The sequence below is a fragment of the Caulobacter endophyticus genome (genome assembly GCF_029543245.1).
In the GTDB taxonomy this organism is placed as follows: Bacteria; Pseudomonadota; Alphaproteobacteria; order Caulobacterales; family Caulobacteraceae; genus Caulobacter; species Caulobacter endophyticus_A.
Genome location: NZ_JARQWV010000019.1, coordinates 34,536 through 47,718, shown reverse-complemented (window position 1 = coordinate 47,718; position 13,183 = coordinate 34,536). Strand labels below are relative to the sequence as shown.

Sequence of the window (13,183 nt, the reverse complement as noted above, 5' to 3'; positions counted from 1 at the left end):
GTCGGCTACCTGACAGCGCCGCACCTCAGTCCTGCCTATAGCTTGCAACCCTTGCCGCAAGCCGGCGTTCGATTCGCCATGACAGGGCCTCTACATCCCTTGAAGAACCGTCTGCTCGCTTCCCTGCCCCCCGAGGATTTCGGCTACATCGCCGCCCAGCTGTCCCATCAGGACCTGGAGAAGGGGAAGCTGCTGTACGATCCTGGCGACCAGATCGACACGGTCTACTTCCCGCACGACTGCGTCATCTCGCTGATGACCCTTATGGAGAACGGCGCGGCCATCGAGTCGGCCACCATCGGGCGCGAAGGCGGCCTGGGATTGATGGCGGCGATCTCGCCGCGCCAGTCGCTGTCGCGCGCCATCGTCCAGGCGCCGGGCGGGGCTTCGCGCATCAGCGCCGCGGCCCTCCGCGAAGGCGCCGAACGCAGCGCGGTGCTGCGCGACCTGATCGAGCGCCACAACGACGCGCTGTTCGGCCACGCCATCCAGTCGGTAGCCTGCAACGCCCTGCACGCGGTGGAGGCCCGCTTCTGCCGCTGGCTGCTGGGATTCCGCGACCGCATAGACGTCGACACCATCAGCCTGACCCAGGAGTTCCTGGCCGACATGCTGGGCGTCCAGCGCACCACGGTCACCGCCGTGGCCGGCGCCCTGCAGGCCAAGGGCCTGATCCGCTATCGCCGCGGCGTCGTCGACATCCTCGACCGAGCGGGCCTCGAGGCCATCGCCTGCGAATGCTACGGCGCGGTGAGGAAAGGCTACGAGCGCCTGCTGCCCGAGCCGTTCGGCTCCTGATCCTTCTCCCCTTGCGGGAGAAGGTGTCGGCGAAAGCCGACGGATGAGGGGTCGCACCCACGAAAAACGCCGCGACAGCTGATCGGCTGTCGCGGCGTCTTGCTTTGAGAGACCCCTCACCCGACCTCGCTCCGCGAGGCCACCCTCTCCCGCAAGGGGAGAGGGATCAGGATCAGCGCTTGCGCACCGGGAACGGCGCGTGCGCCAGGCGCAGCAGGTTGGCCGCGCCGGGGGCGCCGAAGGGCGTGCCGGCGACGATCAGGATGCGCTCGCCGGGCTTGGCGAGATCCAGCTCCAGGGCCCGGGCGGCGGCGTCGGTGGTGACGACCTCCAGGCTGTCGGGCTGGGCGCTGACCCGCGGCTCGACGCCCCAGACCAGGGCCATGCGGCGCACGGCCTCGATACGCGGCGACAGCGCCAGCACCGGCTGCAGCGGCCGTTCGCGGGCCAGGCGGCGAGCCGTGGCGCCCGTGGTGGTGAAGGCCACCAGGCACTTGGTCGAGCCCGACTTGGCCGCGCCGGCGGCGGCGACCACCAGCACGTCGGCGTCTTCGTCGACATGCGGCTGCTCGGCCTGCATCAGCTCGGGCCAGCGCGGGTCGCGTTCGACGCGCTCGATGATGCGGTTCATCATCGAGACGGCTTCTTCCGGATAGTCGCCGGCGGCGCTTTCGGCCGATAGCATGACCGCGTCCGCGCCCTCGTACACGGCGTTGGCCACGTCGGAGGCCTCGGCGCGCGTCGGGGTCGGCGAGCTGGTCATCGACTCCAGCATCTGGGTGGCGACGATCACCGGAATGCCGCGCTCACGGGCGGCGCGCAGGATTTCCTTCTGCGCCACCGGCACTTCTTCGGGCGCCATTTCGACGCCGAGGTCGCCGCGGGCCACCATCACGCCGTCGCAGAGATCCAGGATCGGACCCAGGGTCTGCAGGGCCTGCGGCTTCTCGATCTTGGCCAGCACGGCGGCGCGGCCTTCGACGATGCGACGCAGCTCGGCCATGTCTTCCGGGGCCTGCACGAACGACAGGGCGATCCAGTCGACGCCCAGGCGCAGCGCGAAGGCCAGGTCTTCGCGGTCCTTCGGCGTCAGGGGCGACATCGGGATGATGACGTCGGGCACCGCCACGCCCTTGCGCTCCGACAGCTTGCCGCCGTTGACGACCTTGGTGTCGGCGTAGCCGGGGCCGGCTTCGGTCACGGTCATCCGCAGCTTGCCGTCGTCGAGCAGCAGGGTCGCGCCCGGCTTCATCGCGGTCAGGATCTCGGGATGGGGAAGATGAACCCGCGTTTCGTCGCCCGGGGTCGGATCGGAATCGAACCGGAAGGCCTGGCCGGGCTTCAGCTGAACCGGACCGTCGGCGAACTTGCCGACGCGCAGCTTGGGCCCTTGCAGGTCGGCCAGGATGCCCAGCGGACGCCCGACCACCGCCTCCGCCGCGCGGATGGCGGCGTAGACGGCGGCGTGGGTCTCGTGAGCCCCGTGGCTGAAGTTCAGACGGAAGACGTCGGCGCCGGCGTTGGCCAGCTTGACGATCATTTCCGGCGAGCTCGAGGCCGGGCCGATGGTGGCGACGATGCGGGAACGACGCGCGCGGATCATGCGGCCGCTCCTTTGTCAGTTTGGGGGATTATTTGGGACAGAAAGCGTCGCCCTCGTTGGACGCCAACTGGATTTCGGTAAGCGAAATCGTCAGCGGCCCCGAGGTGCTCAGGCCGAATGGAGACGAAACGTGCGCCATTTGGGCGCCCGCCGCCTGGAAACAGGAAAGTTTGATCTTGGCTGAACGCCATTCGCCGATTTTCGAGCCTGACAACGTTGACGTTACGTCTAGCCTCCCACCGCAGGATTCGCCACAACCGACAGTCAGATAAACCGGCGCAACCGGCGCCTTGTCGACTCGCCACCTCACGAGCACCGCCATGTCGCCGGTCGTCTGGCGCGACAGGTCGACCGGCGGGCCCTGAACGGCCAGCAGGCCTTCGCCCTGCCCGCTCCAGGTCGCCTGGCGGCCGTTCTCCTGGGCGCCGGCGTCGATCGTCTTGACCGCCCCTGCGCCCGAAAAGCTCAGCATCCACGGGGCCGGCACGCGTCCGGCGACGAAATAGCGGTCGACGCTGGCGGCGGTTCCAAGGTCGCCGGCGCTTTCCGACAGCTGCGCGACCTTGGCCGACTTGGCGTAGGACAGGCCGTAGCCATAGGCGAACTGCGGATCATAGCCCGGCTGGCCGCGGTTCAGCGGGCCCTGGTCAGCGCGCTTGGGCCAGCTGAACGACAGCTTGCCGGTGAAGTCGCGCTTGGACTTGCCGTCCTTGCCGGCAACCAGAACGTCGGCCACGCCGCCGCCTTCCGAGCCCGGCAGCCAGGCCGCGACGAAGGCGTCCGAGGCGTTGATCTCGGGGTTCACCCACAGCGGACGGCCCGACAGGAACACCGCCACCACCGGGATCCCCTGCGCCTTGAGCTTCTTCAGCAGCTCCAGATCGGTCTTGCCATTCGGCTGGTAGGCCAGATTGGCCACGTCGCCCTGGAACTCGGCGTAAGGATCTTCGCCGAACACCACGATGGCGACGTCGGGCTTGGCGCCGGCGAACTTGCCGTCCTTGGCCAGGGTCGCCTTGCCGCCGGCCGCTTCCACCGCCTCCTTCAGGCCGCCCCAGATCGACTGGCCGTTGGGGAAGTCGCTGTTCTTGTTGCCCGTGCCCTGCCAGGTCAGGGTCCAGCCGCCCGAGGCCTTGCCGATGTCGTCGGCGTCGCCGGCCACCAGCACATTGGCCCCGGCCTTGATCGGCAGCACGCCGTCGTTCTTCAGCAGCACTAGCGACTTGGAGACCGCCTCGCGGGCGATGGCGCGGTGATCGGCCGAACCCAGGCGATCGAACCTGCCCTGCACCTGCGGCGCCACGCGGTCGAACAGGCCCGACTTGACCTTGACCCGCAGGATCCGGCGCACGGCGTCGTCCAGCCGCGCCATCGGGATCTCGCCCGACTTCACCTGCTTGACGGTGTTCTCGTAGAGGCCCTTCCAGCTGTCGGGGGCCATGTACATGTCGAGGCCCGCGTTCATCGCCTGCGGGCACGAGACGTTCGAGCAGCCCTGGAGCTGGCCGTGGGCGTTCCAGTCGCTGACCACGAAGCCCTCGAAGCCCAGGCGGCCCTTCAGGACGTCGGTGATCAGGGTCTTGTTGCCGGTGATCTTCTGGCCGTTCCAGCTGGAGAACGAGGCCATGACGGTCAGGATGCCGGCGTCGATGCTGGGCGGATAGCCCTGGGCATGGACCGCCACCAGCTCCTGCTCGGAGATCACCGCATTGCCCTGGTCGCGGCCGTCCTGGGTGCCGCCGTCAGCGAGGAAGTGCTTGGCGCTGCCGGCGATGCGGCCCGGCGCGATCGGCTTGCCGTTCTCCAGCTTGCCTTGCAGGCCCAGGGTCATGGGGCCGGAATAGCTGGCGACGATCTCGGGATCCTCGCCATAGCCCTCGTAAGCGCGGCCCCAGCGGTCGTCGCGCGGCACAGCCACCGTCGGACCAAAGGTCCAGTCGCCGCCGACCACCGCCACCTCTTCGCCGGTGGCCTGGCCGATGCGCTCGATCAGGGCCGGGTCGCGCATCGCGCCCAGGCCCACATTGTGCGGGAAGATGGTCGCGCCGACGATGTTGTTGTGGCCGTGCACGGCGTCGATGCCGAACATCAGCGGGATCGGCGTGCGGCCCGGACGCTTGGCCAGGGCTTCCTTGCGATAGGCGTCGACCAGGTCGGTCCAGGCCTTGGGCGTGGCGCGGTCGTTGCCGTCGGGGGCCGAGTTGCCGCCGGCCAGGATCGAACCCAGCGGATAGGTCGCCAGGTCCGCCGGGGTCATCGAGGCGATGTCGCCCTGGATCGTCTGCCCGACCTTCTCCTCGATCGTCATCTTCTTCATCAGGTCGGTGATGAAGGCCTCTGTCTTGGCGTCGGTGATGCTGGCCGGGCTCTTGGCCGCCGGCCACAGCTCGGGATGGGCCGTGGTCTGCGGGGTCGTCGCGATCAGGCTCGGCTCGGCGGCCAGGGCCGGCAGGGCCAGGCCCACGGTCAGGGCCAGCGACGAGGCGCGAAGGAGCGGACGGCGAAGCTTCATGACGGAGCCCTTGAAAGCGAGAGAACCTGAAAAGATCGGCGCGGCGAGCCCGCCGCGCCGCAGTGGGAGCAACCCCTTGCAGGAGGGGCCTCCAGCACCTCGTCCACGCGGCCGGAGGGGGGCCGACGACCGGAAGACGGCATCCCATCGACGCGGGAAGCGCCGACGCTGGAGCGGGATGAATGACGACGAGCAACGAGGGTCGCGGCGCGGTCGCGCGCCTGCCGGCCCAGCGGTTTCCTTCCCTTGTTTCGTTTCGTGATCACCACGCTCGCGGCCCCTGCGGGCGCGTCGCGATAGCGGTCACATCGATCAGACACCATTTCTTGACAGCGCTGTCTATCTTCTTTTTGTATCGTTTCGTTTCCCCGGACGGCCTGCACGCTCAAGCCGCCGAACGCGCCCGTCCCGCGATCAGGTCCAGCGCGGCGTCGTGCGAGGGCGCGGCCTGCGCGACCTCGGCCACGCTTCGTCGCCAGCCGGCGAGGCCGTCGCGAACCTGCGAAAGATTGGAGAGGTCCACCAGCGGATCGTAGGCGTCGGGCCGCACGCCCATCCCTTCCAGCACGTAGAACCACGACAGCTCGGTGAAGAGCTCGGTGGGCCGATGCGGGATGCGCCCTGTGCCGCGATAAAGCGCCAGCCGCTCGGCCAGATCATGGGGCAAGGCCGCCGCCGCCCGCTCACGCCAGAACAGCTCGTCCCGTCGGGTGGGCTGGTAGTGCAGCACGATGAAGTCGCGCGCGGCCTCGTACTCGGCGATCAGGGCCTTGTTGTAGTCGGCGATGTTGGCGCCGTCGAAATCCTTGTCCGGGAAGTGATCGAGCAGCTTCATCAGGCCGCTGGTCACGAAGTGGATGCTGGTCGACTCCAGCGGCTCGATGAAGCCCGAGGCCAGGCCCAGCGCCACGACGTTGCGGTTCCAGAAGGCTTTGCGGCGGCCACCGGTGAACTTCAGCACCCGTGGCTCGGTCAGCAGCTTGCCGGCCTCGCGCTCCAGGTCGGCCAGGGCCTCGTCGTCGCTGACATGGGCGCTGGAATAGACGTAGCCGTTGCCGGTGCGATGGCGCAGCGGGATCCGCCAGCGCCAGCCGGCCGGCCGCGCCGCGGCCTGGGTGAAGGGCGGCGGATTGGCGTCGCGCACGGTCAGGCCGGCCACCGCCCGGTCGCACGGCAGGAAGGCGCCCCAGTCCTCGTAGCCGGTCTTCAGCGCGCCCTCGATCAGCACGCCCCGGAAGCCCGAACAGTCGATGAAGAGGTCGGCCGCCAGGCGATCGCCGCCGTCCAGGACCAGGGCCTCGACGAAGCCGTCATCCTTCAGGGTCGCGCCCTCGACGCGACGCTCCAGCCGGCGCACGCCGCGCTGCTCGGAATAGGTTCGCAGGAACTTCGCCACCAGGCCGGCGTCAAAATGCAGGGCGTGGCGCATGCCGCCCAAGGGCCCCTGCCCCGTCCCGTCCGCGAAGGCCATGCGGCCGGCGTCGCCCAGGGCCGTGGCCAGGCTGTAGGCCTCGACGCGGGGATCATCGCCGGCCGCCCGCAGCCGGTGCCAGATGTGATGGAAGGGCCGGCGGTCGACCGACGGCCCGAAGGTTCCGAACGGATGCCAGTAACGCTCGCCCACGACCCGCCAGTCGTCGAAGCGGATGCCCAGCTTGAAGCTGGCCTCGGTGGCGGCCATGAACTGGCCCTGGTCGATCTCGAGCAGCCGCAGGAAGTCGATGATCGGCGGGATGGTCGCCTCGCCCACGCCGACGGTGGGGATCTCGGCGCTTTCGACCAGGGTGATGGTCGTCTTGGTGCCGCGCAGCACCTGGGCCAGCACGGCGGCGGCCATCCAGCCGGCGGTGCCGCCGCCGAGGATGGCGATCGAGCCTATGGCGCGATCCATGGCGTTTCCTCCCCGTTCGCGCTCTCTGGCGGAGCACGTGTCAGGAAAAGAGCCGGCGACGGGCTCGCAGTCTGTCCGCCGCCGGCATGAGAGGACTTACATCCCCAGCTTGAACCGCGCGCCCAGCACGATCCGGCGATCGGCGGTGGCGTAGCGGAACGGCAGGTTCTCCCACTGCAGGTAGCGACCGGTCGGCTCTTCGGTCAGGTTGATGCCCTCCAGCACGATCTTGATCGCCGGGGTCACCTGGTAGCCGACCTGGGCGTCGAGCTGGCCATAGGCCCGCTCCCACGTGCCCAGGCTGTGGCGGTCAGCCCCTGAGCCGAACGAGAAATCGCCCTGGTAGCTCTTGTCGCGCCAGGCGTAGGAGACGCGGGCCTCGAAGCCGTGCCCCTCGTAGAAGCCCTGCAGGTTGAAGGCGTGCTTGGCCACGCCCGGGATCGGCAGGTTGTCGTCATAGTCGTTCGACTTCGAGGTCTCGGAGTCCGAGAAGGTGTAGTTGGCGTTGAAGCCGAACCCGTTCTCGAAGGCGTACTGCGCCGCCAGTTCGACGCCCTTGATGCTGCCGCCGTCGCCGTTCACCGGCGCGGTGTAGACGCCCAGGGTCGCCCCCTCGACCGAGCCGTCGGCCACGGTGCGCGGCACGGTGTCGGTCTGGATGAACGAGTCGACGCTCTTGTAGAAGAACGCCCCCGAGACGATGCCGCTACGCCCGAAGTAGCGCTCGTAGGCGATGTCGAACTGCGAGGCGCGGTACGGGTCGAGGTCCGGGTTGCCGCCGCTGCCGTTGGTGTAGAGGAAGCGGTTGAGGTTCGGACCCGGCGTCGAGCTGCGGGTGAAGTTGAAGGCCGAGCCCTGGCCCAGCTGGAACAGGTCCTGACGCGACACGACCCGGGCCGCCGACACGCGCACCTTGTCGCTGTCGTTGACGTCGAACACCGCGCTCGCGCTGGGCAGGACGTCGGTATATTCGCGGGTGGTCTTGATGGCGTCCGGATTGCCGATCACGCCGTTCCAGCTGTCGGTGCCCCAATACCAGGGCGTGGTCGGCGTGCCGCTGGAGTCGATGGTCAGCTCGGTGCGAACCACGCGGACGCCGGCATTGACGTGGTAGCGGTCGTCGGAGCCGCCCAGGTCGACCATGCCGTAGCCGGTGGTGGTCTTTTCCTTGATCCGGAACGACTGGATCGGGTCGGCGAACTTCTTGAACGGCGTCGAGGAATAGAGGTTCGACAGCCAGGCGACCGGATTTTCCATCTGGCTGCGGTTCTGGAACAGCGCCGTGATGCCGCCGACCGTCAGGGTCTCGAACCGCTCGGGGTTCGAGGCCGCCGTCTGGTAGGGCGTGATCAGGGCCGGCGAGGCGCCGAAGCGGCCGTCGTCGGTGGCGGTCTGGCCGCAGTTCGGGCGACCCGGCGTTCCGGCCGGCAAACCGCACGACTTGAAGCCGATGGCGCCGTCCTGGAAGTAGCCGTAGGGGGTCCAGTCCTGGCCGTAGGTCCGGCCGTTCAGCTCGCCCTTGCCGGAATAGTCGGCCAGCAGCTGCCAGAACTCGGAGTCGATCTTGCGCTCGGCGTAGCGGACACCGGCGCTGATCACCAGGTCGCCGCTTTCGCCGAACTCGGGACGGAACTTCAGGTCGCCGCGGATCGAGGTGTTGTCGATCTGGGTGTCCTCGCCGAACACCCAGTGCGACTTGGCGAACACGCTGGACGGCGTGGTGAACTGGGCGGCGTTGGCCGGAGTGAAGCGCGGATTGTCGCCGTTGGCGTAGCTGTAGGTGAAGGTCGCCGGCGCGGTGGCGTTGGGCACCAGGCCCGCGGCCGTGCCGTTACGCACGGTGTACTGGGTGTAGCGCACGTCGTTGTTGGCGCTGGCGCTTTCATAGTCGGCCGTCGAATAGGCTGCGCGCACGCTGCCGGTCACCCGCCCGCCGTTGTCCCAGTTCAGCGCGACCTGGAAGTTGTCGGTCTTGGCCTGCGAGTCCTGCAGGTACGAGGTGCCCTCGGCCGAGTTGGCCGTGACCGTCCCACTCTGCAGCACGCCGTTGCCGTCGACGCTGGCGCCGGCCGCGTAGGTGGCGTTCTCGTTGGCGAAGGGGAACTTGATCGAGGCTTCGCTGGTCTTGATCTTCAGGTCCGAGTGGAACCAGTCGCCGGTCAGTTGCAGCGACTCGGTCAGGGCGAAGTCGAGGTTCAGCGAGGCGCCGAGGCGCTTGCGCTCCTGGTCGCGATAGGTGGCGTAGCGATACTCCGGCGACCACACGTCGAGGGTTCCGCCCCCGACCACCGGCCGGTCGTTGAACGCCCAGCCGCCGCGGTTCTCGCCGCCCAGCACGTCGGTGTGGATCTCGGTCTTGTCGTAGGACAGCGTGCCCAGCACGGCGAAGCGGTCGCTGAACTTGTAGCCCAGCACCAGCGAACCGGTCGGGTTCCAGTCGGTGTCGCCGGCCTTGTTGCCGCGCAGGTCGCCGGCGATCGTGACGTCGTCGCGCAGGGACCGGGCGTTGCGGGTCTTCAGGTTGATGATGCCGCCCAGGCCGCCTTCCAGCAGCGAGGCGTCGGGCGACTTGTAGACGTCGACCCCGCCGATCAGTTCGGACGGGATGCCTTCCAGCGAGTTGGTCTGGTTGATCTTGCCTTCGCCCAGGCGGAACAGCTCCATGCCCGATACGAAGATGTCGTTGTTCAGGACGGTGACGTTCTGGTCGAGGCCGCGGATGCGCACCCGGGTGCCCTGGCCGTTCTCGCGGTCGATCTGCACGCCCGGCAGGCGCTGCAGCGACTCGGCGATGTTCTGGTCGGGGAACTTGCCCATGTCCTCGGCGGTGACCGACTCGATGATCAGGTTCGAGTTCTTCTTGGCCGACAGCGCGCTCTGCAGCGAGGCGCGGAAGCCGGTGACGATCACCTCCTCAACCGAGGATGGTTCCTGCGTCGAGGCGGGCGTCGCCGCGTCCGTCGCGGCGGTCTGGGCCAGGGCCTGACCCGCCCCCAGCAGGACGACCGCGGACGCCGCCGCCATCAGCGCGCTCCGGGTCGCATAAGTCTTCGAAATCATGAGCATTCCCCTAGGTTACGGCCGCAGAGAGCCGATCTCCGCCGACAGGGTCGACGTGAGTAAGTTCGCCAGTTTTTCGGGATGCCTTGCGCATCCTCCCTTGGTCTCCGGCCCTTCTCGGGGGTCGGCGGATGCAACCTAGGAGTAAGGCGACAGCGCTGTCAATGGACAACGCTGTCAATCGCGTAACAAAATTCGCTTTCGCTATTTGTGTGATTTATCTGCTGAAAGCGCGAAGCCTTGCTGCGCAAGGCTTCGCGAAACCAGGCACGCGACCGGCTGATCGCCGGCCGCGCGGGCCGTTATCAGCCGATCTGTTCGATGATGTGTTCCCGCAGTTCGGCGCGGGTGAGTCCCGGCCACGCCCACTCGGTGCGGGCCGGCGCCGTCACGGCGCGCGATTGCGGTTGGGTGCGGGGCTTCCGTTGAACGGCGGCCGCGCGGAGGGTGTTGGTCTTCATGTAGTTCCAGATAGCGGGCCGAGCGAAATGCCAGGCCCAAACGATGGTCGTGGGAGAAAAGCCCAGGGGGCGGCGTTCGAAACGCACGCGAGAATGGGCGGTGAAGCGCAGGCGACGCCTGGCTCGAGGGCCATGGGCGATCAGCGCTTGCTTCTACATGGTGGGTCGACGGCGGTAATCAACCCCGCCGCCGCCAGAGACGAGCAGATTTCTTCGCTACAGACGCAGGGAGGCGCTCGTCCGCCCCTACCCGGCCGCCGGTCCGGTGCTCTCGCGAACCACCAGTTCGAAGTCCAGCAGACGCGAAGGGGCGACGCCCTCCTCGTCCTTCAGCGCGCCACTGAGCAGCAGGTCGGCGGCTGCCGCCGCCATGGCCTGGATCGGCTGGCGCACGGTGGTCAGCTGCGGCCAGACGACCTTGGCGCCGGGCGTGTCGTCGAAACCGGCCACCGACAGGGTGTCGGGCACGTTCAGGCGCAGGCGGTTGGCCACGGCCATGACGCCCAGAGCCATGTCGTCATTGGAGGCGAAGATGGCGGTGGGCCGATCCTCGCCCGCCAGCAGGGTTTCGGCCGCCTCGAAGCCCGAGCGGAACGAGAACCACCCCTGGGCCACCCGATCCTCGCGCACGACCAGGCCGTGATCGGCCATCGCCTTGGCGTAGCCGTCGTAGCGCAGGTGGGCGGCGCCGTGATCGGGGTGGCCCTTGATGAACGCGATGTCCTTGTGGCCCAGCTTGATCAGGTGGGCGGTCATCTCGTAGGCGGCGGCCATGTCGTCCATCCGTACATAGGCCGAACGGTCGAGGTCCTTGTCGGGCGACAGCCGCACATAGGGCACACCCTCGGCGTCGAGCACCGCCAGCACCCGGGCGTCGTCGCAGACGGGCGGGGTGAGGATCACCCCGTCCATGCGCAGGGTGGCCAGCATCGGCGCCACCTGCTCCTCGACGTCGCCCTCGGAATCGAGCGGCTCGACGATCAGGTGATAGCCCTCGGTACGGCAGCGGCCGATCGCGCCCAGCTGCACGTCGGTGACGTAGGCGGGGCTGGGGTTATCGAAGAACACCCCGATCAGATAGGCCTTCGAGCCCGCCAGGCTGCGGGCCGAGATATTGGGCCGGTAGTTCAGCGCCGCCACGGCCTCCTGCACCCGGTCACGGGTGTCGGCCTTGACGTTCGGCTCGCGGTTCAGCACCCGCGACACGGTCTTGATCGAAACGCCCGACATGCGGGCGACGTCGTGGATCGTAACCTTGGCGTTCAAGAATAGCCTCGCGCGGCGTTGATTCAGCCTTCAAGCGAGACAACAAGCCATGACAACCTTGTCAAGGCGACCCCTTTTTGACGGATCAGCGTTTCTCGCCGTCCGTCTTGTGGTTTCGCGCGAGGATTTCGCGGACGGCCCGAGCGCGATCGCTGGCCGCCTCGAACAGGAATGGATCCGAACATGCCGCCTGAAACAGCGTGTAGGCCTCGGGGTTCGAGGCAGCGCCGGTCGGCCGGCTCAAGGCGATAAGGAACGGCCCCTCGGGCAAGGCGTCCGGCTCTGCGAAGGTCGAGTTGTCCCACCTCACCGCCAGCCGCGCCGGGGCCTGGCCGGCAAGCACTTCCTCCGTCCGGACCAGGAACGTTGCATGATCCGACAGGGTCCCTGGCCGCTCCCCAGGCAGGAGCGACGGCTTGCGGACAACCTCGTACTGCGTGACGCGGCCGACCACGACCAGATCGGCCCGAGCAACGTCCTCAAGCCGTATCGCCAAGGGCGCCCGGCAAGCAAAGGCCGGGCCGCCGGCGACCATGGCGGAAATCCACGCGGCAACGAACCAGCGGCGTCGCATCCGCGCCTCCCGGGAGTTCGGCTACGAAATCGACGCCTGGCCGTCCGGCGTCATCGCCACTGCGGCCCCGATCAGCGCCGTATGCGGGTGCAGGATCACGTGGGTCGGAATGTCCTTCACGTAGTCGGAAAGACGGCCCTTGGCCTCGAAGCGCTCGCGGAAGGCGCTGGCCTCCAGCAGGTCGATGATCCGGGGCGCGATGCCGCCGGCGATGAACACGCCGCCGCGCGCGCCCAGCGCCAGGGCCAGGTCGCCCGCCGTCGAGCCGAGGATGGCGCAGAAGCGCTCGACCGTGGTCTTGCAGCATTCGCGGCCGGCGATCGCGCCTTCGGTGATGGCCTTGGCTTCCAGTTCCTCGACCGGACGGCCTTCGATCTTGGCCAGCAGGACGTGCAGGTCCTCCATGCCCTGGCCGGCCAGGATCCGCTCGACCGACACGCGGCCGTACTTGGCCTGCAGGCCGCGCAGGATCTCGATCTCGGTCTCGTCGACCGGGGCGAACGAGATGTGGCCGCCCTCGGTGGTCAGCGGGGTGTCGCAGCCGTTGCGGCGAACCATGCCGGCGGCGCCGAAGCCGGTGCCCGGGCCGATGATGGCCAGGTCGCCCTCGCCCGAGGTCGGCAGCGGGCCGATCTGGCGCAGGTCCTTCGGCGACAGGCGCGGCGCGGCCAGGGCCTGGGCGGTGAAGTCGTTGATCAGCCGGGCGTTACGGAAGCCGCCCGTGCGGCGCAGACTGTCTTCCGACAGGCGCCAGTCGATATTGGTGAAGTGAACGGCGCCATGCTCGATCGGGCCCGCCACCGCGACCACGGCCTGGTCGGGGTGCTTGACCCCCACCTTGGCCAGATAGTCCTCGATAGCGTCCTCGGCCGTGTCGTAGTCCTCGCCCTTGTAGGCGGTGGGCTCGATCAGCCGGGGATCCGGACCGTCGAAGTCGACCAGGGCGAAGCGGGCGTTGGTGCCGCCGATATCGCCGACCAGACCCAGCCCGTGTGCGTTGGCGCCGTTCATGGGTTTC

General features: G+C 68.4%; 9 protein-coding genes. 1 reads left to right on the top strand and 8 read right to left on the bottom strand.

Translation table 11 applies throughout. From position 1 onward, the window contains the following. The first annotated feature begins 99 nt into the window (after positions 1 to 99). Positions 100 to 798, top strand: coding sequence for a Crp/Fnr family transcriptional regulator (locus P7A99_RS17895; RefSeq protein WP_277795118.1), 699 nt, complete (start codon positions 100 to 102; stop codon positions 796 to 798). A 172-nt stretch (positions 799 to 970) separates the two neighbouring features. Here P7A99_RS17895 and pyk read toward each other — a convergent pair whose 3' ends face one another. From pyk to glk, 8 genes are all read right to left on the bottom strand, one after another. Beyond that, positions 971 to 2,401: a pyruvate kinase gene (gene pyk, locus P7A99_RS17890; RefSeq protein WP_277795117.1), complete on the bottom strand. Its 1,431-nt coding sequence runs from the start codon at positions 2,399 to 2,401 to the stop codon at positions 971 to 973. A gap of 28 nt (positions 2,402 to 2,429) precedes the next feature. Continuing rightward, a complete protein-coding gene (locus P7A99_RS17885; protein ID WP_277795116.1) occupies positions 2,430 to 4,913 on the bottom strand; it encodes a glycoside hydrolase family 3 protein in 2,484 nt (827 codons plus the stop codon). A gap of 385 nt (positions 4,914 to 5,298) precedes the next feature. Further along, entirely contained in the window at positions 5,299 to 6,804 is a 1,506-nt protein-coding gene (locus tag P7A99_RS17880; protein WP_277795115.1) for a tryptophan halogenase family protein, read from the bottom strand. A 96-nt stretch (positions 6,805 to 6,900) separates the two neighbouring features. Continuing rightward, a complete protein-coding gene (locus tag P7A99_RS17875; protein WP_277795114.1) occupies positions 6,901 to 9,828 on the bottom strand; it encodes a TonB-dependent receptor in 2,928 nt (975 codons plus the stop codon). Positions 9,829 to 10,169: 341 nt separating this feature from the next. Further along, the gene (locus P7A99_RS17870; RefSeq protein ID WP_277795113.1) at positions 10,170 to 10,325 is read right to left on the bottom strand and encodes a hypothetical protein; all 156 of its coding nucleotides are present in this window, start codon (positions 10,323 to 10,325) and stop codon (positions 10,170 to 10,172) included. A 246-nt stretch (positions 10,326 to 10,571) separates the two neighbouring features. Beyond that, positions 10,572 to 11,591, bottom strand: coding sequence for a LacI family DNA-binding transcriptional regulator (locus P7A99_RS17865; protein WP_277795112.1), 1,020 nt, complete (start codon positions 11,589 to 11,591; stop codon positions 10,572 to 10,574). 85 nt (positions 11,592 to 11,676) lie between these two features. Beyond that, on the bottom strand, positions 11,677 to 12,165 hold the full coding sequence (locus P7A99_RS17860) for a hypothetical protein (RefSeq protein ID WP_277795111.1): 489 nt from the start codon (positions 12,163 to 12,165) through the stop codon (positions 11,677 to 11,679). A gap of 21 nt (positions 12,166 to 12,186) precedes the next feature. Then, entirely contained in the window at positions 12,187 to 13,176 is a 990-nt protein-coding gene (glk, locus tag P7A99_RS17855; RefSeq protein WP_277795110.1) for a glucokinase, read from the bottom strand. Positions 13,177 to 13,183 lie beyond the last annotated feature (7 nt).